Here is a 22,794-nt window from a genome sequence, read left to right on the forward strand (position 1 = left end):
GTGACTCCGCCCCGCACCCTGGCCGCCCGGCTGGCCCCGTTGCTGCCCACCCGTCTGGTCGCCGCCGCCGCCCGGGCGGTCTACCCGCGCTTCGAGCCCGAGCTGGCCCGGCTGGCCGATCTGTGCCCGCCCGGCTGCGGCACCGCCGTGGACGTCGGCGGCTGGTACGGCCCCTGGACCCGGCGCCTGGCCACCCGCGCCCGCCAGGTGGTGACCATCGAACCGGTCCCCCACCTGGCCCGGCTCTTGACGGAGGGCGCCCCGCCGAACGTCCGCGTCGTCCAGGCCGCCGCCTCGGACCGCCCCGGCACCGCCCGTCTGTGGCTGCCTCCGGACGACGCGGGCGACCGGGGCGTGTCCTCCCTGGTCCGCCGCGACATCCACGCCCGGGCCCTGCACGTCCCCTGCGTGACCCTCGACGAACTCGGCCTGCGGGACGTCGGCTTCATCAAGATCGACGTGGACGGCAACGAGCTCGCGGTGCTCCGCGGGGCGACGGGCCTGCTGGCCCGCGACCGCCCCGCCCTGTTCGTCGAGCTGGAGTCCCGCATCCAGCCGATCGCCCCCGTCGTCACCTACCTCTCCCTGCTCCGCTACGACGGCTGGGTGCTTCCCGGATCGGCCTGGGTGCCGCTCGCGAAGTTCCCCTTGGAGGCCCATCAGGCAACCGTCTCGCACGTCGTCGCCCAGGGCCTGCTGGGCCGCGTGCTGCCCTTCCGCAAGCACCCGCGCTACGTCAACTCGGTCCTCTTCCTCCCGGACGGCCGCCGTCCGGGCGCCGACGTGGTGGGCCACCATGGTTCCCATGCCGCCCGCCAAGCGCCCCGCTAGCCGCCCCTTCACGCCCCTCGACTTCCAGCTGGTCCTGCTGCGCCGCATGGCCGACCACAACCCGGACCTGGTGGAGGACGCCCGCCGCGAGCTGGGCGCCTCCATCGCCGACATGAGAGAGGCCAACAAACGCTGGCAGGCGATGCTGCATTCGCCGCGGGCACGCGCGGCCGCCTCCCGCTACCGCTCGATCCTCGGCACGCCCGAGTCGGTGATCACCCGCAAGATCGGCGACCTGGACTGCGAGGCCTGGCTCTGGCCCCTCCCCCTCTGGCCGGACCTCCGCTTCGAGGTCCTCCTCGCCCCGAACGGCGCCGTCTGGAACGAATGGCTGGTCCGCGCCCCGGGCACCCCCGGCCCGGCCCTGCGCACCCTCGACGACCTCACCCCCTGGTCCTGCACGGTCGACGAGGCGGCCCGAGCTTTCGCCCCCGCCCGGCCACTGGAGGGCACGGCACCCACACGGTGGGGGCTGGCGTTCACGGCAGCGGACGGGGCGGGGGTGCGGCGGGAGGTGGCCGCCGAGTTCACCTGGGGGTTGTTGCAGCGGGTGGCGGTCAGCGATCGGCCGCCGTCGCCAGAATCGCGTCCCTGACCACCGTCACCGACCCGGGATGCAGATCAAGAAACAGATTGGGCTCGACCAGCTCCAGCTCCATCAGCCGCGGCTCCCCGTCCGCCCCGTCGACCAGGTCCACGCGCGCGTACAGCAGCTCGGGCACATCCGGTACGGCGGTCAACGCCCGCTCCGCAACGGCGAGTTCGGCCGGGCTCGGGGACCATGGCGCGAGGTCCGGGTGGGCCACCTTGGCGGCGTCGTATGCCGTGCCCGGCGCCAGTACGGCGCCCTTCCGGGAGGCGTGCAGGAAGCGGCCGCCGAAGAACTGCAGGGCCCGCTCGCCGCTGACGTCGATGCCGGTCAGATACGGCTGGACCATCGCGGTCAGGCCCTCCGCGTGCATGCGCGCGAGGTGCCGTACGGCCGTGTCATGGTCGTCCGGCGTGTAGCGGGCGGCGTACCGGGCGCCCGCGCCCGAGGTCGGCTTGATGACGTACTCGTGGTCGTCGGGGAGGTCGGGGGCGTCGCCGGGTGCGAGGTAGCGGGTGGGGACGACGGGTACTCCCGCCTCCGTCAGGTCCCCGAGGTACCGCTTGTCGGTGTTCCAGCGCACGACCTCCGCCGGGTTGGCCAGGCGGGTGACCGCAGCGCACTTCTCCGCCCACGCCACGAATTCCTCCGCCCGCCAGCTGTAGTCCCAGGTCGACCGGATGACGACGAGGTCGAAGCCGCTCCAGTCGGTGTCGGGGTCGTCCCACGGGACGGCGACGGCCTCGGCCCCGGCGTCCCGCAGCGCGCCCACCAGCACGGGCAGGTCGCGGTCCTTGCTCGGCTGCGCGCCGGGGTCGTAGGTGGCGAGCGCGACACGGGGCACGGCGGACTCCAGTTCGTACGTCAAACGGCGGCGGATCGCTTCGCAGGCTAACCGGGGCCCCCGCAACCGAAGCAACCGGATTGACCTTCCCCCTCGGTGAAGCCCCAGCATCGGTGACGGAACACGGGGAGGACTGCCGGATGCGCAGGGACATGCTCACGATCGGTGCCTTCGCGCGGGCCTGCCGGCTCTCGCCGAAGGCTCTTCGCCTCTACGACGAGCTGGAGCTGCTGCGCCCCGCCCGGGTCGACCCGCACACCGGCTACCGCTACTACGCCGTCGGGCAGCTGGAGCAGGCCCGGCTGGTGGCATGGCTGCGGCGGCTGGGCATGCCGCTGGCCGGGATCCGGGAGGTGTGCGCTCTCGAACCGGCGGCCGCCGCCCGGGAGATCCGCGCGTACTGGGCGCGGGTGGAGGCCGAGACGGCGGTACGCCGGGATCTAGCCGCGTTCCTCGTGGATCACCTGACCGAACAGCCGAGGAAGGACACCACCATGCTGGAACTGCGGTACTTCGCCCACTCGGACCGCGGCCGGGTCCGGCCCGCGAACCAGGACACGGCGTATGCGGGCACGCGGCTGCTCGCCGTCGCCGACGGGTTCGGGCCGGCCGGTGCACCCGCGAGCAGCGCGGCCGTCGAGGCGCTCAGGTTCCTGGACACGGAGGAGGTGCCGGCGGGCAGTGTCCTCAACCTCCTGGAGGACGCCGTGCAGGGCGCGACCGAGGCGGTCCGGGACGTGACGGACGGCACCGGCGACAACGGCACGACCCTCACCGCCCTGCTCTGGACAGGCTCCCGCCTCGCCCTCGTCCACATCGGCGACTCCCGTGCCTACCTGCTGCGCGACGGGGAGCTGTTCCGTATCACCCACGACCACACGGTGGTCCAGTCGCTGATCGACGAAGGGCGGCTGACCGAGGAGGAGGCCACGGCCCATCCGCAGCGCACCCTCCTCCTCAAGGCCCTCGGCACCGGCACCCCGGACCTGCGCCTGCACGACGCCGCGCCCGGCGACCGCTACCTGCTGTGCTCCGACGGACTGCCCGCCGTGCTCCCCGACGCCCGCATACGACAGCTCCTCACCACCGGGTCCCCGGACGTGGCCGTACGGGCCCTGGTGGACGCGGCGAACGAGGCCGGGGGCCCGGACAACGTGAGTTGCGTGGTGGCGGACGTGGTGCGGGAGGCCTCCTGATCGTCGTCGGCGGGGTGGCTGGTGTAGGAACGGTGGTGTCGTTCCTGCCCTTACGGATGGAGTGCATCGCGTGTCCTCTCTCTTTCCCGCCCTGGAGAGCCCGAGCGAGCAGGTGGCTCTGCGCTTCGGCGACCGGTCCCTGACGTACGCCGAGCTCGCCGCCGCGACCGGTGCCCTGGCGGCCCGGCTGCCGCGCGGCGGACGGGTCGCGATCTGGGCCACGCCGGCGCTGGAGACGGCGGTGGCCGTGGTGGCGGCGCTGCGGGCCGGGGCGGCCGCCGTACCCCTCAATCCGAAGTCGGGTGAGAAGGAGCTCGGGCACATCCTGTCCGACGGTGCGCCGTCGGTGGTGCTCGCGGCTCCGGCCGATGAACTGCCTTCCACTGTACGGCAGTTGCCGCGCCTCGACGTCGACGTGACCGACACCGGAACCCCCGCCCCCGCACCCGTCCCCGGCGACGAGGACCCCGCCCTGATCGTCTACACCTCCGGCACCACCGGCCCGCCCAAGGGTGCCGTCCTCCCCCGCCGGGCGATCGCCACCACGCTGGACGCGCTCGCCGACGCCTGGCAGTGGACCGGTGACGACGTGCTCGTGCACGGGCTGCCGCTGTTCCATGTGCACGGCCTTGTGCTGGGCATCCTGGGCCCGCTCCGGCGCGGCGGATCCGTCCGCCACCTGGGGCGGTTCAGCACGGAGGGCGTGACGCGCGAGCTGAACGAGGGCGCGACCATGCTGTTCGGGGTGCCGACGATGTACCACCGGATCGCCGGGGCCCTGTCCGAGGAGCCGGAGTTGGCCAAGGCCCTCGGGCGGGCGCGGCTGCTCGTCTCGGGGTCCGCCGCGCTCCCGGTCCACGACCACGAGCGCATCGCGGCCGCGACCGGGCGGCGGGTCATCGAGCGGTACGGCATGACGGAGACCCTGATGAACACCAGCGTGCGGGCGGACGGCGAGCCGCGCGCGGGCACGGTGGGCGTGCCGCTGCCGGGTGTCGAGCTGCGGCTCGTGGAGGAGGACGGGACGGCGATCCCGTCGTACGACGGCGAGACCGTCGGCGAGATCCAGGTGCGCGGCCCGAACCTGTTCACGGAGTACCTGAACCGGCCCGACGCCACAGCCGCCGCGTTCACCGCCGACGGGTTCTTCCGGACGGGCGACATGGCCGTCCGCGAGCCCGACGGCTATGTGCGGATCGTCGGCCGCAAGGCCACCGACCTGATCAAGAGCGGCGGTTACAAGATCGGGGCCGGTGAGATCGAGAACGCGCTCCTGGAGCACGCCGGGGTACGGGAGGCGGCGGTAACCGGGGAGCCGGATGCGGATCTGGGCGAGCGGATCGTGGCATGGGTGGTGCCGGCGGATCCCCAATCACCGCCCGGCGCCGAGGAGTTGGCGGACCATGTGGCGGGCCGCCTCGCCCCGCACAAGCGTCCGCGCGTGGTCCACTACCTGGAGAGCCTCCCCCGCAACGACATGGGGAAGATCATGAAGCGGGCACTGCACCGTGCCTGATCCCCGCCTCTCGGCCCGCGAGATTCTCGCGCTGGTCACCGACGCCTCGACCTTCACCGAACTCCCTTACCCGGCAAGGGACTCTCGTCCCGACGGCCCCCTGGCCTGGCAGGGCTACGACGCCTCGCGCGCCCGCGCGGTCGAACGCACCGGCGAGACGGAGTCGGTCGTGTGCGGCACGGCCCGGGTCGCGGGCACGCAGGCGGTGCTGATCGCCTTCGAGTTCGGCTTCCTCGGCGGCTCGCTCGGCGAACGGACCGGCGACCGCCTGGAGGCCGCCCACGACTACGCCCGCGCGCACCGCCTCCCGGTCGTGCCGCTGGTCGCCACGGGCGGCAGCCGTATGCAGGAGGGCATGCTCGCCCTCACCCAACTCCAGCGTGTGGCACGCCAGTCGGCGCTCACGAGGGAAGCCGGGCTCCCTCAGATCGCCGTCCTCCGCGACCCCACGACGGGCGGCGGCTGGGCCACCCTCGGCGCGGGCGCGGACGTGATCCTCGCCCTGCCCGGCGCCCAGGTCGGCTTCGCGGGCTCCCGGGTCCGGCCCCCGGACGCGGACCCGTCGGCGTACACGGCGGAGGCGCAGGTGGCGGCCGGGGCGGTGGATGCGGTCGTACGAGCGGAGGAGTTGCGGGAGACGCTTGGGTTGTGGCTCCGACTGCTGTCCGGCCCGACGGATCGGAACGCGCCCCAAAGGGGCGCGGGGCTGTATCGATATGCGGCTCCGCCGCGGGGCGCGACCAGCCACCACGGCGCCGCAGACGCCACACGCCCCCGCGAGGCACTACCAGACGCGGCACCCCAGCCGGAGCCCCCGCTCCCGCTCGCCGGCGCGGCGCAGCCGCTGCCCGCCACCGGCTGGGATGCAGTCCAGCAGGCCCGCTCACCTCAACGTCCGCGCGCAGAAGCGTATTTGTCCGCGTACTTCACCCACCGCGTAGCGATCCGCGGCGACCGCTGCGGCGGCGTGGACACCGAGGGCATGCTCTGCGGCTTCGGCGAGCACGCGGGCCGCACCGTCGCCTACGCCGCCCAGACCGGCACCGCCACCCGCCCGGCGGGCTACCGCACCGCCGCCCGCCTGGTCCGGCTCGCGGACCGGCTCGGCATCCCGGTGCTGACCCTGGTGGACACTCCGGGCGCGGCCAACGACGCGGAGGCGGAGCGGCAGGGGGCGGGTGCCGCGATCGCGGAGCTGTTCGGTGCGGTGGCGGCCGCCCGCGTTCCGGTCACCACGCTGGTCATCGGCGAGGGCGGCTCCGGCGGCGCACTCGCGCTGGCCGCGGCCGGCAACACCTGGGCCACCCCGGACAGTTACTTCTCGGTGATCGCGCCGGAGCTCGCGGCCGCGATCCTCAAGCGGCCGCCGGAGGAGGTCGAAGCGACGGCCGACCAACTGCGGATCCGGCCGCAGGACCTGGTGGAGCTGGGGGTGATCCGGGGCATCGTCGGGCCCTGACCGGCAGCCCGGCCCCGCAGAACCCGGGACATCGCCAAGCACCGTCGGCAACAATGAAGTTCGGCGAGGTCACACGGCACACGGGGGAGCGAGCGGCACCATGGACGGATTGATGGAGTTCAGGACCGAGGACGGTGCCCGGGTCGTCGTGGAGGGCGTGGAGAGCGAGACCGGCGCCCGGCTCGTCTCCCGCCGCGGCGGCCCCGTCCAGGCCGCGCGGACCTTCGAAGCCGCCTTGGACGGTGTGCGGGCGGCGGCGGAGTCGGCGCTCAGGGTGTTCCGGGACGGCTCGCTGAGGCCCGACACCGTGGAGCTCGAGTTCGGGGTGAAGCTCAGCGCGGAGACAGGCGCGGTCATCGCGAAGGGCGCGGCGGAGGGGCATCTGGTGGTGAAGCTCCATTGGTCACCGGAACCGTCCCGACCGGCTCCGGAACCGGCCCGACCGGCTTCCGAACCGGCCCGGCCCGCTCCGGAACCGCCGCAGCCCGCTCCCGCGGCCTCCGGCCGGTCATGAGCACAGCTGCCTGGCACGCCCGCATCGAGTGCGGGAACGAGGTCGGCGCGGGTTTCCTCGTCTCCGCTCGGCGGGTGCTGACGTGCGCCCATGTCGTCAGGCAGAGCGGCGCGGCGGATGTGACGGTGTCTTTCCCACAGCGCAAGGAGCTCGGCGCGCTGTCCGCCACGGTGGCGGTGCACGGCGGCTGGGAGGGCGCCGCGGCCGACCCGGGTGACCTGGCCGTACTGGAGCTGGACCGCGAAGTGCCGCTGGCCCCGGCCGTGTTCGCCCCGCCGGGCACCGAGCACGGCGTTCCCTCGCCGCTGCTGGAGGCCTACGGCTTCCCGGTCGGGTACGACGAGGGCACGCTCGCCCAGTACCGTGCCGTGTCGAGCACGCTGATCGCCGGCGAGTGGGTGCAGCTGGAGGCCGCCACGGCGCACGGACAGCCGCTCGCCGCCGGGTTCAGCGGGGCGGCGGTGACCCTGGGGGACGGCAGGGTGGTCGGCATGGTCTCGGCCATCGCGGGCGCGAAGGACGTACGGGTGGGCCGGATGCTGCCCAGCCGGGTGATGGCCCGCTACTGGCCCGAGCTGCGCGAGCTGGTCCCCGCACCGGGGCACCGGCCGGACGCCATGAAGCGGCTGTACACACTGGTGCGGCGGGCGGTGGCCGAAGGAACGGACTGCGACCCGAACCGGCTGTACGTCGATGCCGTGGGCCCTTTCGGGCCTCCGCTGCCCGAGGGCGGGTTCGGCTCGCTGTGGGACGCGACCGGGTATGTGCAGTGGGAAGTACCCGACCCCGAGGCGGCGACCCGGCTCGCCGACCGGCTCGCGGAACTGCTCGACGCGCCGGACGCCGTCGCCGCCGCACCCGCGTGGTCCCCGATCCTCGTCGAGATCGACCACAGCGGCGCGGGCGCCGACCAGGTCACCGTGGAGGTCTCCGCGTTCCGTGGCGGACAGCGGCGGCGCGTGGATGCGCACCGGCTGCCGCGCACCGCCGTACGGGCCTACGTCCAGAAGCGCATCGACGAGGCGTTCACCCAGCTCGCCCCGGACGCGGACGAGCTGATCACGTTCGTCCTGCCCCGCGAGTGGCTCAACGAGCCGGTGGCGCAGTGGGAGTGCGGCGCCGACGACTCCACTCCGCTGGGCTGCGCCTATCCCCTCGTCGTGGTGGACCGGGCCCGGTACCGCAGCGGTGGCCTGCGCCACCGGCTGGCGAAGAAGTGGCAGAAGCTGGACGCCTGTCCGGGGGCGCGGCTGCACCGCGTCGAGTGCGGCACCCCGGAGCATCCGCCGAGGCTGCGCAAGCGGCTGCGCGACGACGACGCCGAGCTGGCCGGCTTCGGCTTCCCGCCCGCCACCGCGCGGCGCCACTTCGAGATCGGCCTCAACACCCCGGTCCCGGTGCTGCTGTGGCCGCGGACGGGCTGCGCCGACTTCCGGCACGACGCCCCGTGCACCGGCGCCACGTTCCTCGACGAGCTCGCCGCCTCCGTCGCCGGCATCCCGCCCGCCGAACTCCCCTTCCATATCAAGGAGTTGCGCCTGACTGCGGATGCGGACGAGGACCCGGAGCAGCACTGGGCGAAGGACGTACAGCTCCTCTGGGACGATCCGCGCTGCTTCCCCGAGCCCGCCGCCAGCCTCCACTCCCCCGTCGCCTGAGCCGCCCGCCACCCCCACGGAGAGAAGTCCCATGCCCCTGTGGCCCGTCTACACCGGCACCAACGAGCCGCACGACGGCATCACCGAGCTGCCGCCGCCCCCGCCCTGGCGGGCCTTCGACGGCGGACCGGTCCTCGACCTGCCGGCGGCGGGCGACGACGCAGCCACCTCCCCGGACCGCACCCATCGCGCCGAGACGTACCGGGCCACGGAGCAGACCGTCCAGCTGGTCAACGCGGCCCTGTATCTGCGCCGCCCGCTGCTGGTCACCGGACCGCCCGGCACGGGCAAGTCCTCGCTGGTCTACGCGGTCGCCCGCGAGCTGCGCCTCGGCCCGGTGCTGCGCTGGAACATCACCAGCCGCAGCACCCTGCACGACGCCCTCTACCAGTACGACCCGCTCTCCCGCCTGTACGCGGCCCGGCACACCACGACGCCGGAGACGGGCATCGAGGACCACCTTCGCCTGGGCCCCCTCGGCACCGCCCTCCTCCCCTACGCACGCCCCCGCGCCCTGCTCATCGACGAGATCGACAAGAGCGACCTCGACCTGCCGAACGACCTGCTGAACGTGCTGGAGGAGGGCCAGTACGAGATACCGGAGCTGGTCCGCGCCGCCCGCCGCACCCCCGAGGCGGAGGTGATGGTCGACGGCACCGACGAGCGGGTCGCAGTCCGGCGCGGCCGGGTCCGCTGCAAGGCGTTCCCCTTCGTCGTCCTCACCAGCAACGGCGAGCGCGAGTTCCCGCCCGCCTTCCTGCGCCGCTGCGTCACCCTGCGCCTGCGCCAGCCCGACGACAGCCGGCTCGCCGACATCGTCCGCGCCCACTTCGACGAGGAGCCCGGCGCGGACGCGCAGCGGCTGATCGGCCGGTTTTTGTCCCGGGTGGGCGGCGGCGACCTGGCCACCGACCAGCTTCTCAACGCGATCTACCTGGCCCGTTCCTCCGACCTGCCCGCCGAGAACCTCGACGAGCTGGCGGAGCAGCTCATGCCCTATCTCGGCGAGACCCCGCAGAGCGATGCCTTCTGAGCCCTCCGGCGCCCCGGAACCCCTGGCCCGCCTGGCCGAAGTACTGACCCGGGCGGCCGACGGCACCCGCCCGACCCCGCTCGAACTCGCCGAACTCCTCTGGCTGGCCGGCCACATGGAGCCCGCGGGCGAACCTGCCGCGCCCGCGGCGCCGGAGCCTCCCGCACATGACCCCCACCCCGCAGAAACCGCCGACCCCCCACCCCCGCCGACACGCCCGCACCACCGCGACCCGGCCGCCGCCCCGCCGTCGCCATCCCACCGCGTCCCCCTGCACCTCCCCGGCCCCGGACCGGCGACAAAGCCGCACGCCGCCCTGCTGACCCCCGCACCCCCGATGCTGCGCCACCCCCTGGCCCTGCAACGCTCCCTGCGCCCGCTCAAACGCCGTATCGACGCCCCCGTACGCCTCGAACTGGACGAGCAGGCCACCGCCGACCGCATCGCCCGCCTGGGTGCGGCCCCCGAGTGGTGGCTGCCGGTCATGCGCCCCACCCAGGAACGCTGGCTGCGCCTGAACCTGGTCTACGACGACGGGCCCACGATGCCGGTCTGGCGCCCCCTGATCCACGAACTGCACACCGCGCTGGCCCAGTCGGGCATCTTCCGCACGGTCGCCCTCCACCGCGCCGCCCCCGACGGCACGATCCGCCACCACGCCGCCCATACCCCCGCCGACGGCCGCACGGTCACCCTCCTGGTCAGCGACTGCATGGGCCCACAATGGAGGGAGGGCACCGCGGGCAGCCGCTGGTACGGCATGCTGCGCCGCTGGGCCCGGCGGATGCCGCTGGCGGTCGTACAGCCGCTGCCCGAGCACCTCTGGCCGGACACCGCCCTGCCGACGACACCCGGACGGCTGTCCGCCCCGCACCCGGCGGCCCCCACCGCCGCGCTCACCTTCACGCCGTACGACACGACGGTCCGTCACGAGGGGGACGGTGCCATCGCCCTCCCGGTGCTGGAGCCGGGCCCGGAGTGGCTGGCGAACTGGGCGGCGCTGATCGCGACAACGGGAGGCACGGAACACTCCGCCTCGGCCGCCCTCCTCACCGGTCCCCTCCCGGCCGACGCCGACCGCACGGACGTCACCCGCCTCTCCGCCGAGGACCTGGTGCTCCGGTTCCGGGCGACCGCTTCCCCGGAGGCCTTCCGGCTGGCCGGTCATCTCGCCCTCGGCCGCCCCGACCTGCCGGTCATGCGGCTGGTCCATGCGGCCCTCGAACCGCGGCCGCGTCCCCAGCACCTCGCCGAGGTGATCCTCAGCGGCATGCTCACGACGGTCCCCGGCCCGCCCGGTTCGTACGCCTTCCGCCCCGGCGTACGCGACCTGCTGCTGCGCGGCCTGCCCCGCACGGCACGAGGGCGTACGGCCGAACTGCTCGCCCGGGTGGGCGGGTTGATCGACGAGCGGGCCGGGGCGGCGCCCGGGGAGTTCCGGGCCACGGCGCCCGCGGCGGGCGGAACGCCGACGCCCGTGGACGACGAGGCGTTCGCCACGGTGCGTCCGGAGAGTGTGCGGCAGCTGAGCGGGGAGGGCGGGGCGCAGTTCTCGGCCCCTGGGGGTCTGGGCGGCCGCTACCGGGTGGTGCGGCGGCTCGGGCCGACCAGGTCCCTGTGGGAGGCGCATGACACCGAGGAGAACCGCCCGGTGGTGCTGCGCCTGCACGAGCCGGTCACGGATCCCGCCCGGCGTGACGCATTCCTGCGGGACGCGCGGCTGCTGCGGGACCTGAACCAACGCCACGTGGTCACCGTCCACGACTTCGGCATAGAGGACGACGTTCCGTACGTCGTCATGGAGCACTTGGACGGCCTCGCTCTGAACAGCCTTGCGGCACCGAATGGTTACCGTCTGCCGGCGCCGCTGACCGTGTCACTGGCATGGCAACTGGCCCAGGCCCTCGGCGCGCTCCACAGGGCTGGTTTCGCCCACATCGGGCTCGACATGACAAAGGTGCTCCTGCTGCCCGACGGTACGGCCAAGCTCACGTTGCTCCCACTGGAGCGGACGACGGAGCAGGACGCATACTCGGCGGATCTTCGGACGCTCGGGCAGTTGCTGTTCCATCTGGCGTCGGGCCATCCACGCGGAGACGGCACGCCGGTCTCGCCCGATCGCCTCACGGGCCTGCCGGTCCAGCTGCGTGCGCATTTCGCGTCGGCGCTCGACGCGCTTCTAGCCGACGAGCTCGACGCCCAGCGAGACGGCCTCGGCCTGCTCCAGAACCCGACGCTCCTGTCCCCGCTGGCTACGGCCCACGCTCGCCTCCGCTACGCGCTCCTCGGTCCACCCGCCGTCGACCGGGGCGAAGGCCGCCCCCTCGCCCTCGGGTCCCCCCAGGAACAGGCCATGCTGTGCATGCTCCTCCTCCACCACGGCCGGAAGGTGACCCGCGCCGAGCTCACCGAAGGCATCTGGGAGCGCAAGCCTCCCGCACGCGCCGACGCCCTCCTGGGCACCTACGCCTCCAGACTCCGCAACGCCCTGGGCCCCGGCGTCCTGGCCACCTTGTACGACGGGTACGCCGTGCACACCAGCGCCGACATCGTGGACGTGATCCACTGCCAGCAACTGGTGGCCGAGGCGGACAGGGAACGTACGGCAGGTCGCGTCGAACTCGCCCACAGGTGGGTGAACGAAGCCCTGGACCTCTGGCACGGCGACACCGCCCTGGACGGCGTCCCCGGCCCCGCGGCGGCCGCCGCCCGCACCCGCCTCCTCCAGCTCCGCCTCGGCCTGTTCCGCACTCGCGCCGAACTCGACCTGGACCTGGCCGAGTTCGGGCGAGCCGCCGACTCCCTCGACGGACTGATCCGCGAGTATCCGTCCCGCGAGGACTTCCGCCGCCTCTACCTGATCGCCCTGAAGGGCCAGGGCCGTATCGCCGAAGCCCGGGAGGTGTACGAGGAGTACCGCCTCTCCGGCGGTACGAACCCCGAACTGCTCCTGCTCGGGCGGGAACTGCGCGAGGAGTTCGGCGAGACCCCCGAGGACGCACCGGAGCCGGAGTACGAGCCGGGCCCGGACCAGAACACCAGCTTCGGCCTGTTCGCCCCGGACGAGACGCCGGAAGGGAGCTTCCGTCCGGAGGAGCTGCCCTCGCTGCTGTATCCCGACGAGGAGTCCGCCCACAATCCCGAGGGGCCCGCCGAGGTCCCGCCCGGGTGTGCGGCCGTCGCCTTCTACGACCTGGTCGACGGCCCCGAGGACGAGGACTCCCTCCCTGCGCTGGGCCGTGCGGTGCTGCGGCTGATCACGGTGAGCGGACTGGAGTGGGACTCCTACGACTTGCGCAGGCGCGAGAAGGGCTACAGAGTGTCTCTGGCTGCCGGTGCCCCACGGGCGCTTCTGGTCGCCACCATGCGTCAGTTGAAGTACACAATCATCGAACTGGGCAGCGCCCGGCTGGAAATCGGCTTCGCCGCCGTGGCGGTGGGGGACGAGGAACCCGACTGGGCGGCGGCCCGACACCTCATGGACATGTCGGGCGCGAACGGCATCATCACCGTGTCGACCGCCCTCCGTGCCGAGCTGGACGAAACCGACGTCCCGCCTCCCCTGTTCCGACTGCTCGCCTCCGACCCGGCGGACGGCTGGTACCGCCTCACCCACCTGCCGCGTATGACCCGCGACGGCTCCTCTTTCCGGCCTCTCGTCACGGGCCCGTTCCACCTGCCCGCCGGACAGCCACTCCACGTCCCCCACGGCACGTCGCGGAACGTCGTCTTCGTCCTCCCCGGCGGCGCGTTGAGCCCCACCCGGACCCCGGAGACCGAGGGCTATTACGAGGTCGACCTCACTCCCCGGCACTCCTCCCACCAGGTCCCACTGCCGAGCAGCGGAGACAGTGGCTTCATCGCCTCCGTCGAACTGTCCTGGCACGTCGATGACCCGGTCGCCTACGTCCGCGACACGACAGGGGACCTCCCCGAGCGCCTCCTCACCCACCTCACCCACGAGGCGAGCCGCATCACCCGCCGCCACCCGCCCACCCGCGCCGGGGCGGCCCAGCGCGCCGTACGCGACGTACTGCGTCACTGGCCGGTGCCGGGGCTGTCGGTGGCGTGCTCGGTTCGGCTGACGGCACACAGGGAGGAGCCAGGGGCCCCACCGCATCGAACATAAACCGCAGAACCCCCATTCAGCAGCACCCCGACCGGCCCCCCACAAAAGGCGCCACCCCCCTCCGGCACCGCACGATGCCAGTGGGACCCGCTGCCCGGCGGCCCCACGGTCTGCGTTTCTCTGGAGGGCCCTGCATGACCGCAAGTCTGGAGCAGTTGCGGCGCTGCCATTTCGCCGTCGACCTGGGGGCGGCCCGGACCCGTGTCTACGTCAGGGGCGTCGGCCTCGTCGTCGACCAACCGTCCGTCGCCGCCGTGAACACCCGTAGCGGCGCCCTCATCGCCGTGGGTGACTTCGCCGAGCGGATGCGGGGCCGCACCCCGGCGCACATCCGCGTCGTGCGCCCGGTGTCCGGCGGCACCGTCGTCGACATCGAGATGGCGCAGCGCATGCTCCGGGGTCTGCTCGGCGACAGGCTCCGCCGCGCCCTGCGCCGCAAGCCCTTCCTGCGTGCCGCGGCCTGCACCCCGCACGAGGCCGACCCGCTGGCCCGGCGGGCGGCCGTCGAGACGCTCGTCGGGCTCGGCGCACGGCGGGTGGAGCTCGTCGACACGCTCATCGCCGCCGCCGTGGGGTGCGGGCTGCCCGTGCAGCAGCCCGAGGCCACCATGATCATGGCCTGCGGGACCGCGACCACCCAGGTGGCCGTGCTCTCGCTCGGCTCGACCGTGAGCTCCGAACGCATTCCCGTCGGCGGGGACGCCGTCGACCACGCGATCGTCCAACACCTGCGCCACCAGCACGAGTTGATGCTTCCCAGCCAGTCCGTACGCCCCCTGCACCTCGCCCTCTCCGACATAGGGCTCACCGCCCAGGGTCCGAAGTCCACAGTGATCCGGGGGCGGGACGTGGTCACCGGTCTCGTCCGCTCGGTGCAGGTCGACACCGCCGCCGTGCGCGAGGCGATCGAGACCCCGCTGACCGCCGTGGTCGACGTCATCGGCCGGGTGCTGCGGGAGTGCCCGCCCGATCTGGTCGCCGACCTCGTCGACCGCGGGATCATGCTGGTGGGCGGCAGCGCGCTGCTGCCGGGGCTGGACGAGATGGTGCGGCAGGCCACCGGCATGCCGGTGCACATCGCCGAACGGCCCGACGTGTGTGCCGTACAGGGCCTGGGCTACATGCTGGAGGGCAGGATCGAGCCGCTGGTGCTCGGCCCGACCGTCATCTGAGCCCCGGACGGAGGCCGACCGTCACCTCAACGCCGCCATGTCCTGGGTCAGTTGCCGCGCGATCGTTCCCGCCGCCGCCGTGTCCTTGCGGTCCGCGGCCTCCCTGGCCTTCTTCAGGTCGGCTGTGAGAGCTGCCGACCCGGGTGTGTCCTCCCGTTGGCGGACGAGTTCGAGGCTGGTCACGTCGCCGGCGACGGAGCCCGCGTCACGAGCCCGTGCGTCGATCTCCAACTGCCGTGCCCACAGAGCCAGTCGCGCCCGGTCGACGGTCCGCAGCGGCTCGTGGCGCAGCAGCAGATCCGTCGTGTTCTGCTCGGTCCGCAGGGCTGCCGCGCGGTCCTGCGGTGCCGTGCGCCAGGTGTCCAGGTCGCGTGTCATCTGCCGCGCCAGGAGCGCCGGTACGGCTTCGGAGGCGCGGTAGGCGTCCCAGGCCTCGTACACCGCGCGGACCGTCGCGGGTGCGGGGTCGGTGCGGGCCGTGCGGACCGACCTGCCGAGCGCGGCCAGCCCCGCCGGGACGGGCGACCGCTCCGCGTCCGTCGGTACGGCGAGCGACACCGCCTCCAGGTCGCCGCCCGCCGAGCCGGTGGAGAACTCGCCGTACCCGGGGGCGAAGACCTTGTCCTCGGTGGTGCCGTCCATGTGCAGCTCGTGCACGGTGATCGCGTTCCGGATCCTCCCGTACGGCCCGTCGACGGTCTTGCCGACGGCCCTGACCGTGACCTGCTCGAAGACGACGCCGGGGAGGTTCTCGGTGCGGTAGACGTCGCCCTTGTGCGGGTGCGCGGGCATGATCATCGCGCCGGGGGCGTGGCCGCGGCCCGCCTGCCAGGTGCCCTCGGTGTCGGCGACGACGCCATGGTCGTAGTTGAAGACGTCCTCGCCGAGGTACCAGACGGAGCCGTCGTCGGCCTGGGCGTACCAGTCGTCGGCGACCTCTTCGACACGGCCGGCCGAGAAGGCGACGTACTGCGAGGTCACGGCGTGGATGGTGCGGTCGCCCCAGGTGATGGTCCGCGTGCCGGGCAGGAGGGTGACCTCGGTGCGGAAGGGTTTGCCGGACTCCTGACCGCCGTAGATCGTCTGGGTGACCCTCGAGGTGGGGTGGAGGGGGTTGGTGATGCGGCCGGGGTGGGTGAAGTGCGGTTGCGCGAGGTCGACCCGGTCGCTCCTCGGTGCGAGCGGCAGGCAGGACGCCGCCGTCCGCCCGGTGCTCTCGTCGACGACGTGGACGCAGTCGTCGTGGTGCGCCTGGTTCTGGGAGCACGCGCCGGCCAGCAGCACGGCGGCTCCCAGAACGGGCCAGATGGTCTTGTTCCTCATGCCGGCCAGCGTCCCGCCGCACCGCTGAACAGAGGCTGAACACAGCTGACGGAGCGTTCAGTTCCGCTCCCCCGACGGCAGGGTCACCACGAAGCGCGCCCCGTCCTCCACCCGCACGCTCCCGCCGTGCGCCGCCGCCACCTCGGCGACGATCGCAAGGCCCAGCCCGGCGCCGCCCGCCCCGCGCGAACGGGGCTCGTCGAGCCGTACGAACCGCTCGAAGACCCGGGCCCGGTCGGCGGCCGGAATCCCGGGGCCGTCGTCCTCGACGACCAGCCGCACCCGCCCGTCACCCGGGTCGGCCAGCGTGAACGCCACGCGCGCGCGTGCGTGACGTGCCGCGTTCTCCCCGAGGTTGCGCACCAGGCGGCGCAGCGCGTCCTCGTCGCCGGCCACCCGTGCCGCGCCCACCGCGGTGCCGTCGACGCGCAGACCGGTCGTCGAGCGCAGCCGCCGCAGCTCCTCCAGGACGAGGTCGTCGAGGTCCACGGGCCGCCTGGGGGCCGCGGGTGCGCCGCCCTCGTCGGCGCGGGCGAGCAGCAGCAGGTCGTCGACGAGGCGCTGCATGCGTACGGACTCGTCGTGCACCGTCCCCGCCAGCGCCTGCGCATCGGCCCGCTCCGGATGGGCGAGGGCGACCTCGGCGTGCTGGCGCACGGCGGCGACCGGGGAGCGCAGTTCGTGCGAGGCGTCGGAGACGAAGCGGCGCTGGGCCGCCTCGGCGCGGGCCACTCGGCGCAGCGCGAGGCCCACGGCGGCCCAGGTCGCGGCGGCCGCGAGCACCAGCAGTACGGGCAGGCCGATGAGCAGCAGCCGGGTGACCGTCGAGGTGGCCTCGGCGACCCCGGAGGGCGCCCGGCCGTCGAGGACGACGAGCTCCCGGTCGTCGTCGCGGGCGCCGACGGCGGCCACGAGGAAGGGGTCCTCGTCGAGCGGGGTGCGGACGGACGCGCTCGCGCCGGGCTTCAGCCGGGCCAGCGCCGGCTGTCCCCTGACGTTGCTGCTGGCGGCGACCACCTTGCCCGTCGCGTCCACGACCTGCAGGAACTCCTCGGCGGGATCGGTCACGGTGGAGGCGGGCACCCCGCGTCCCGCGTCGATCACCCGGGCCACCTGCTGCGCCCGGGCCCGCGCCGCGTCCCGTACGTCGCCCGAGAGTTCTGAGCGCAGCCCGAGCACGAGCGCCGTGCCGCCCGCGACCAGCGCGATCGCCACGGCCAGCACGGCGATGAGCGTGGCCCGCACGCGCACGGCCCGCAGGCGCCGCTGCTGCCGCCGCTCACCCGTCATCGGGCACCAGCCGATACCCGTGCCCCCGCATCGTCCGCAGCGACCGCCGCCCGAAGGGCCGGTCGACCTTGTTGCGCAGCCGTCGTACATACACCTCGACGATGTTCGGATCGCCCTCGAAGTCGTCGCCCCAGACGTGGTCGAGGATGGTCCGCTTGGAGACCGCCTCGCCGGCCCGGCGCAGCAGGAACTCCAGGACCGCGAACTCCCGCGCGGTCACCTCGACGCCGCTGCCCGCCCGGGTGACGGTGCGGGTCGCGGGGTCGAGCCGCAGGTCACCGGCGGCGAGCACGGCGGGCCGCTCCCGTGCCTCACGGCGCAGCAGCGCCCGCAGCCGGGCAAGGAGCACCCCGTACGAGACCGGTTTGGTCAGATAGTCGTCGGCGCCGGTGTCGAGGCCCTCGATCTCGTCCCACTCGCCCTCCTTGGCGGTGAGCATGAGGATCGGCGTCCAGTCGCCCTCGCCGCGCAGCGCCCGGCAGACCCGGTAGCCGTTGCGGCCCGGCAGCATGATGTCGAGGACGATCGCGTCGTAGGCGTTCTCCCGGGCCAGCCACAGCCCGTCCACCCCGTCGGGCGCGACGTCCACGGCGAAGCCCTCGGCCTCCAGCCCGTCCCTGAGCCCGGCCGCGAACCGCTCCTCGTCCTCGACGACCAGCACGCGCATACCTTCACGCTACGACGATGCGGAGGACGAAGCCGATGGCCCTGTCGGCGTGCCCGCCGCGCCGCGGCGGGGCGCAGGGCTGTACCGATATGCGGCTCCGCCACGGGACACGACAAGCCACAAGGGGCCGGCAGCTCATCGACGCCCCATCGCGGCACTCCCCGCGGAGCGCACCTGCACACGCCGGGCACACCGCAGCGGGCCGGCCGCCGGTCAGCGGGCGAACCAGCAGCGCACGGTGGTGCCGCCCGGCCCGGTGTGCACGCGCACCAGGTCCGCGACGAGGTTGACCATGAGGAGCCCACGGCCGCCGTACTGGTCACGCGGGACGGGCCGGCGGCCGGCCAGCGGGTCGGTCAGGTGGCCCTTGTCGCGCACCTCGCACACCACGTGGCCGCCCTCGGCCCAGACGCCGAGCGCACCCGAACCGCCGCCGTGCACCACGCTGTTGGTGGCCAGTTCGGCGGTGGCCAGCGCCAGGTCCTCGACCCGGGGGGACGCGAGGCCCAGGCGTACGGCCTCGTCGACGGCGAGGTGCCGGGCCTCGGAGAGGGAGTCCGTGTCGAAGCGGAAGGACAGGGAGGGCGGGACGTCCGGTACGGGCGGCAGCGGTTCGTTGTACCGGGCCACGACGTCCGCGGGGGCGTAGGCCCCGCTGTCCTCGTGCCGCCCGGAGCCCGCCCGGACGAGGGTGGGGTGGGTGGCGCAGGCGTCCGCGACGACCTGCGGTTCGAGGCGCCGGATGTCGTACGGGCACAGGATGGTGGCGCTCCGGCCCCGGAAGGCCGCGTTGATCAGCGCCTCGTGCTGCACGCAGGCGGGGTATTCGGCGGGTGTGCGGCCGGCCCAGATCGGCTCGCCGATGATGCTCACGTGTGTGCCGGGCGGCTGGGCGTCGGCGAAGGCGCGCAGCACCGCGGGGATGATCCGGCCGGGGTTGCGCCCGGCCTCCCGCATGTCCAGGAACCGCACGGCAGCGGCGTCCTCGCCCATCGCCTCCCGGATCAGCCGGAGGCGCTCCGCGGGCACGGCCACGGCGACGGGCTCACCGGCCGCGAGGGCGTCCCGGACGAAGGGGACGGTGCCCGCGAGGTACTCGTGCTCGTCGCCGTAGAGGAGGGCGGGGTGCACGAAGGGGGCTGGGCCTGCGCCGTCGGCGGGGGTCACTGCCGGCCACTCCCGTCGACGTGCATGCTCACCACCGCCTCCCCTGCCCCACCGCTCCCTGGATGTCAGTCCGCGTACCCCGACGGACGGCTCTCACTCCACCCAGGACCCCGTGCGGTGTCAGTACGGCAGGATCCGGCCCGAAGGTGTCCTGCGGTCGATGGTGGTGTCGCGGGGCGTGGCGGGCCTGCGGATGACACGGACGCGGGTCTGACGGTTCATGACGCCCTCCTCGGACCGGCTGGCTGACGTGAACCAGCCTGGTCCGCGCGCCACTTCGGCACATCGTTCCCACGGAGGCACCTCCCATGCCTCCGCGGCACGACCCGGAGCAGAACTCACTACTCCCCCGGGAGGAGTACGACCCTTAGAAACCCATTAGCCCCCTATGCCCGAGCGGGTTTGAACCAGTCCGGGTCGGCCCAGCGCTCGCGTCCGGCCAGGTCCGGCCGGTAGCCGGGATCCCGCTCCCGGCGCAGCCGGACGCTCCAGTGGAGTACCGCCTCGGGAGGTACGGGACGTGCCCGCCTGCCCACGAGGATCCACGCTCTGCCGTTGTGGTGGACGGGGGCGTCGGCGAAGGCCTCGGTCACCGCGGTCGCCGCCGCGTAGGCGCCCGGCCGGAGGTCCAGGTCGTCGCAGACACCGTCGGTGATCCACTTGAGGGGGATGGTGGAGAGCAGGGGTGCGTCCGGGGCGTGGTCGAATGTGCCGCCGACATCGCAGTGCACCCCCGCGAACCACACCTCCTCCGCCGTGCTCGTGTCCGTGTCGGGGCCGGGGCTGCGGGGCTTGACGAGGAACTCCCGGTACGGGCGCCGCAGCTCGTCGAGGGACACGGCGTGCCGGATGCGGGCGGCGTTGGGCAGGGAGTGGGTGTACGGCCAGCGCAGATTGCCCAGACGGAGCAGGCCGGCCGCCTTCACGGTGTCCCAGACGCCCAGGTAGGCCACCGGCAGGGCGTGGTGCGAGACCTGCCGGGGGTCGTTGCGCTTCACCTGCTCCCACAGCGGCTCGCCTTCGGTGCGCAGGCAGAAGGCGTGCGAGAAGCGGGCGACCTCCTGCTCGCTCTTGTCGATGTCCTGGTTGAAGGCGTACTTCGCCACGGCGTACGGCACCAGGTTCTCGGCACCGGGGCGCATCAGCCCCGGCTTGTTGAGCATCCCGACCAGTGCACGGGCCGTGTAGGCGCCGCGGCTGAACCCGAAGACGTACACCGCGTCCCCCGGCTGCCAGTGCTGCATGAGGTACGTGTACGCCTCGGCGAGGTTGGCCCTCAGCCCCGTTCCGAAGGCGAGGCCGCCGAGCCGGGAGAGCCCGCGGCCCAGCGGCCCGCGCGCGGTGGCGGACGACATGGTGCCGACCCCGGGGTCGTAGTAGAGCAGCTGCCTCGACGGGTCGCCCGTCTCCAGCATCTCGTAGAACCTGACCACGTTCGTGGGGTTGCGGGCGCCCACCTGGTTGCCCGAGCCGTCCAGGCAGACGACGATCCTGCGCGGCATGACCACGGCCCGCCTAACCGGCCCGGCGGCTGCTGCCGCGCGCGCCGCGGGAGCGCGGCCGGGCGGCCGCGGTGCGCGCCCCGGGCGTTATCTGCTGCTGGAACGCCTCGAGGGCCATCGGGCTGTCCGCCGGGAGTACGGCCATGACGCGGCGCCGCTGCGCCTTGGCCAGGACGTCTCCGGCCGGTGTGCCGTGCCGGGCGTGGACGATGCGCAGGCGTCCGTCGCCGGAGCCGCGGGCACCCACGGGGGCGACGCCGGCGTGGGTGCCGTCGGGCAGGGTCACCCACAGGTTGAAGTCGTCGTACCGGATGTAGTCGGCCCCCTTGATCGGCCAGGGGTAGTGGTGCTCCCCGGCCGCCTTGGGCAGGACCCCCTGGTGGTCACCGCGGGTCAGCGGCACGCACGCGTTGAACAGCGAGTCGGTCCAGGCCGCGACTCCTTCGGCGTCCGTGATCGGGGTCTCCAGCAGCTTGCGGGCCCGCTTGTAGCCGAGGGCTTCCAGCGCGGGGAGGGTCTCGGGGAAGGCGGCGACGAGGTCGGCGGCCTCCTGCCGCAGCCGGTCGACCTTCGCGGGGTCGGCGCAGAACTGCATGCTCCACTCGATGCCGACCCGGGCCCGGAACATCCGCCAGCCGGCGTCCGTCTTCACCCAGAGACTGCCGCCGTGGTGCATCTCGTACGGCCCCGGCCCGTACGGCCGCTCGGTCGTCGCCAGCTCCTTGAGGATCTTGTTCGCGGTGTCCTTCGCGGCGCGGAACTCCGCGGACTCGGTGCGTTCCTGGTGCTTGACGAGCTGTATCTCCCAGGGATGGTCCTCCCGTTCCGTCTTGCCGAAGGTGAGGGAGGGAGGGGTCTTCGTCGCCGTCGCGGATCGGTCGTTGGCCATGGCGGGCCTCCTTCTGTCGACCTGTCGACACTCCTCCTCTCATCGTCCTCCCAGGGCTCAGTTCTCGCTCTGCGTAACACCTGGACCGTTCAACCACGTGACAGCTGACCGTTCAACGATCGTTTTCCGGCCGGCGCCTCGACGCACTCGCCGAAGCGCAGGGCCTGGCCCTCATCAGGACCTCGCGTACGCTCGTGCGGCGCGTACGACCGCGTACTCCTGTCCGTCCTGCGGGAGTTGGAGGGACGGGCCGAGCATCTGGGCCCCATACTGGCCCTGATGGACCGTTACGGAGTGAAGGCCACCGATCTGCCGCGCCACGGCATGATGACACCCGAGCAGCTGGACCGGCTGATGGAGGGTGTCATCAGGTCGGCCGTCCCGCAGCAGGCAGGCGAGGGGGGCACCGCCCGATGACCACCAAGGCGATGAAGTCGCTGCTCGCCGGGCTGGGCCGGGAGGCGTCGAAGTCGATCGCGCGGCCGGCCGAACCGCGGGCCGTGATGGAGGAGTTCTGCCGGGCCATGGGCGTGCGCGCCGGGCGGCCCATCCAGCTGCTGTTCCGGACGTTCCCGCCGGACATCCCGGTGTCGGGCCTGCGCCTGGACTGCGGGGACCGCTCCCTCATCGTGGTGGAGGAGAGCACGGTCCCCGAGGCCCAACTGGTCATTCTGGGCCACGAGTTGTGGCACGAGGAGCAGGGCGCCTGCGGCGACCACGCCATCGGCCCGGCGGCCGCCCGCGCCCTCGGCCGGCCACCCGGGGCACTGGGACGGGCCGCACAGCAGGTCCTCGCCTCCGAGGAGGTCCCCCGCGAGGTCTGCCGCACGGTGGCGGCCCGGTCCGCCTCCGCCGACGACCACGAGGTGGACGCGGAGACCTTCGGCCTGCTGTTCGCCCGCGAGTTCCGCACCTGGATGAAGGGCCGGTACGCCCAGGGCCCGGTGACACCGGCCACCGTGGAGGGCCGCATCAACCTGTCGCTGGGCCACCGCGGCGGACGCATCCTCTGATG

General features: G+C 73.5%; 19 protein-coding genes. 12 read left to right on the top strand and 7 right to left on the bottom strand.

Annotated elements, in window-relative coordinates; translation table 11 throughout:
- The gene (locus EDD92_RS15830; RefSeq protein WP_123970411.1) at window positions 1-831 is read left to right on the top strand and encodes an FkbM family methyltransferase; all 831 of its coding nucleotides are present in this window, start codon (window positions 1-3) and stop codon (window positions 829-831) included.
- Entirely contained in the window at window positions 797-1,426 is a 630-nt protein-coding gene (locus EDD92_RS15835) for a hypothetical protein (RefSeq protein WP_123964917.1), read from the top strand. The genes EDD92_RS15830 and EDD92_RS15835 overlap by 35 nt, the downstream gene beginning before the upstream one ends.
- Here EDD92_RS15835 and EDD92_RS15840 read toward each other — a convergent pair.
- Window positions 1,389-2,264: a RimK family alpha-L-glutamate ligase gene (locus EDD92_RS15840; protein WP_123964918.1), complete on the bottom strand. Its 876-nt coding sequence runs from the start codon at window positions 2,262-2,264 to the stop codon at window positions 1,389-1,391. The genes EDD92_RS15835 and EDD92_RS15840 overlap by 38 nt on opposite strands.
- Before the next feature lie 140 nt (window positions 2,265-2,404).
- Here EDD92_RS15840 and EDD92_RS15845 point away from each other — a divergent pair, with 140 nt between their 5' ends.
- The 8 genes from EDD92_RS15845 to EDD92_RS15880 all read left to right on the top strand — a co-directional run bounded on the left by EDD92_RS15845 (window position 2,405) and on the right by EDD92_RS15880 (window position 14,941).
- Complete coding sequence (locus EDD92_RS15845; protein ID WP_123964919.1) at window positions 2,405-3,460, top strand: MerR family transcriptional regulator; 1,056 nt, start codon at window positions 2,405-2,407, stop codon at window positions 3,458-3,460.
- 70 nt (window positions 3,461-3,530) lie between these two features.
- Complete coding sequence (locus EDD92_RS15850; RefSeq protein ID WP_123964920.1) at window positions 3,531-4,976, top strand: acyl-CoA synthetase; 1,446 nt, start codon at window positions 3,531-3,533, stop codon at window positions 4,974-4,976.
- Complete coding sequence (locus EDD92_RS15855) at window positions 4,969-6,435, top strand: carboxyl transferase domain-containing protein (RefSeq protein ID WP_123964921.1); 1,467 nt, start codon at window positions 4,969-4,971, stop codon at window positions 6,433-6,435. Before EDD92_RS15850 ends, EDD92_RS15855 begins: the two co-directional genes overlap by 8 nt.
- Window positions 6,436-6,535: 100 nt before the next feature.
- Window positions 6,536-6,949, top strand: a complete 414-nt coding sequence (locus EDD92_RS15860) for a CU044_2847 family protein (RefSeq protein ID WP_123964922.1) — start codon at window positions 6,536-6,538, stop codon at window positions 6,947-6,949.
- Complete coding sequence (locus EDD92_RS15865) at window positions 6,946-8,607, top strand: trypsin-like peptidase domain-containing protein (RefSeq protein ID WP_123964923.1); 1,662 nt, start codon at window positions 6,946-6,948, stop codon at window positions 8,605-8,607. Before EDD92_RS15860 ends, EDD92_RS15865 begins: the two co-directional genes overlap by 4 nt.
- A 31-nt stretch (window positions 8,608-8,638) precedes the next feature.
- Window positions 8,639-9,640 (top strand): MoxR family ATPase, encoded by a 1,002-nt coding sequence (locus EDD92_RS15870; RefSeq protein ID WP_123964924.1) that lies wholly within the window; start codon window positions 8,639-8,641, stop codon window positions 9,638-9,640.
- Window positions 9,630-13,769: an SAV_2336 N-terminal domain-related protein gene (locus tag EDD92_RS15875; protein ID WP_260326541.1), complete on the top strand. Its 4,140-nt coding sequence runs from the start codon at window positions 9,630-9,632 to the stop codon at window positions 13,767-13,769. The genes EDD92_RS15870 and EDD92_RS15875 overlap by 11 nt, the downstream gene beginning before the upstream one ends.
- 134 nt (window positions 13,770-13,903) lie before the next feature.
- A complete protein-coding gene (locus tag EDD92_RS15880; protein WP_123964925.1) occupies window positions 13,904-14,941 on the top strand; it encodes a rod shape-determining protein in 1,038 nt (345 codons plus the stop codon).
- Window positions 14,942-14,962: 21 nt separating this feature from the next.
- Here the strand turns inward: EDD92_RS15880 and EDD92_RS15885 are convergent, their stop codons facing one another.
- The 6 genes from EDD92_RS15885 to EDD92_RS15910 form a co-directional block, all read right to left on the bottom strand.
- Window positions 14,963-16,264 carry a hypothetical protein gene (locus EDD92_RS15885; RefSeq protein WP_123964926.1) on the bottom strand — a complete coding sequence of 434 codons (1,302 nt, stop codon included), beginning with the start codon at window positions 16,262-16,264 and terminating at the stop codon, window positions 14,963-14,965.
- A gap of 57 nt (window positions 16,265-16,321) precedes the next feature.
- Window positions 16,322-17,554 (bottom strand): cell wall metabolism sensor histidine kinase WalK, encoded by a 1,233-nt coding sequence (locus EDD92_RS15890; RefSeq protein ID WP_123964927.1) that lies wholly within the window; start codon window positions 17,552-17,554, stop codon window positions 16,322-16,324.
- Entirely contained in the window at window positions 17,544-18,221 is a 678-nt protein-coding gene (locus tag EDD92_RS15895; protein ID WP_123964928.1) for a response regulator transcription factor, read from the bottom strand. The genes EDD92_RS15890 and EDD92_RS15895 overlap by 11 nt, the downstream gene beginning before the upstream one ends.
- 213 nt (window positions 18,222-18,434) lie before the next feature.
- The gene (locus tag EDD92_RS15900; RefSeq protein ID WP_123964929.1) at window positions 18,435-19,388 is read right to left on the bottom strand and encodes a sensor histidine kinase; all 954 of its coding nucleotides are present in this window, start codon (window positions 19,386-19,388) and stop codon (window positions 18,435-18,437) included.
- Window positions 19,389-19,774: 386 nt separating this feature from the next.
- Complete coding sequence (locus EDD92_RS15905; protein ID WP_123964930.1) at window positions 19,775-20,890, bottom strand: DUF2235 domain-containing protein; 1,116 nt, start codon at window positions 20,888-20,890, stop codon at window positions 19,775-19,777.
- Between the two features lie 13 nt (window positions 20,891-20,903).
- Window positions 20,904-21,779: a DUF6424 family protein gene (locus EDD92_RS15910; protein WP_123964931.1), complete on the bottom strand. Its 876-nt coding sequence runs from the start codon at window positions 21,777-21,779 to the stop codon at window positions 20,904-20,906.
- Between the two features lie 279 nt (window positions 21,780-22,058).
- Here EDD92_RS15910 and EDD92_RS49840 point away from each other — a divergent pair, with 279 nt between their 5' ends.
- Together EDD92_RS49840 and EDD92_RS15915 are read left to right on the top strand one after the other, a co-directional pair.
- A complete protein-coding gene (locus EDD92_RS49840; protein WP_185124030.1) occupies window positions 22,059-22,196 on the top strand; it encodes a hypothetical protein in 138 nt (45 codons plus the stop codon).
- Window positions 22,193-22,792, top strand: a complete 600-nt coding sequence (locus EDD92_RS15915) for a toxin (protein ID WP_123964932.1) — start codon at window positions 22,193-22,195, stop codon at window positions 22,790-22,792. Before EDD92_RS49840 ends, EDD92_RS15915 begins: the two co-directional genes overlap by 4 nt.
- Window positions 22,793-22,794 lie beyond the last annotated feature (2 nt).

The organism is Streptomyces sp. TLI_185, from assembly GCF_003814765.1.
Taxonomy (GTDB): Bacteria; Actinomycetota; Actinomycetes; order Streptomycetales; family Streptomycetaceae; genus Streptomyces.

Coding starts and splice junctions, on each gene's coding strand:
- EDD92_RS15835 (WP_123964917.1), top strand. CDS start 797: ATGGTTCCCATGCCGCCCGCCAAGCGCCCCGCTAGCCGCCCCTTCACG.
- EDD92_RS15845 (WP_123964919.1), top strand. CDS start 2,405: ATGCGCAGGGACATGCTCACGATCGGTGCCTTCGCGCGGGCCTGCCGG.
- EDD92_RS15860 (WP_123964922.1), top strand. CDS start 6,536: ATGGACGGATTGATGGAGTTCAGGACCGAGGACGGTGCCCGGGTCGTC.
- EDD92_RS15865 (WP_123964923.1), top strand. CDS start 6,946: ATGAGCACAGCTGCCTGGCACGCCCGCATCGAGTGCGGGAACGAGGTC.
- EDD92_RS15870 (WP_123964924.1), top strand. CDS start 8,639: ATGCCCCTGTGGCCCGTCTACACCGGCACCAACGAGCCGCACGACGGC.
- EDD92_RS15875 (WP_260326541.1), top strand. CDS start 9,630: ATGCCTTCTGAGCCCTCCGGCGCCCCGGAACCCCTGGCCCGCCTGGCC.
- EDD92_RS15880 (WP_123964925.1), top strand. CDS start 13,904: ATGACCGCAAGTCTGGAGCAGTTGCGGCGCTGCCATTTCGCCGTCGAC.
- EDD92_RS15885 (WP_123964926.1), bottom strand. CDS start 16,264: ATGAGGAACAAGACCATCTGGCCCGTTCTGGGAGCCGCCGTGCTGCTG.
- EDD92_RS15890 (WP_123964927.1), bottom strand. CDS start 17,554: ATGACGGGTGAGCGGCGGCAGCAGCGGCGCCTGCGGGCCGTGCGCGTG.
- EDD92_RS15895 (WP_123964928.1), bottom strand. CDS start 18,221: ATGCGCGTGCTGGTCGTCGAGGACGAGGAGCGGTTCGCGGCCGGGCTC.
- EDD92_RS15905 (WP_123964930.1), bottom strand. CDS start 20,890: ATGCCGCGCAGGATCGTCGTCTGCCTGGACGGCTCGGGCAACCAGGTG.
- EDD92_RS15910 (WP_123964931.1), bottom strand. CDS start 21,779: ATGGCCAACGACCGATCCGCGACGGCGACGAAGACCCCTCCCTCCCTC.
- EDD92_RS49840 (WP_185124030.1), top strand. CDS start 22,059: ATGGACCGTTACGGAGTGAAGGCCACCGATCTGCCGCGCCACGGCATG.
- EDD92_RS15915 (WP_123964932.1), top strand. CDS start 22,193: ATGACCACCAAGGCGATGAAGTCGCTGCTCGCCGGGCTGGGCCGGGAG.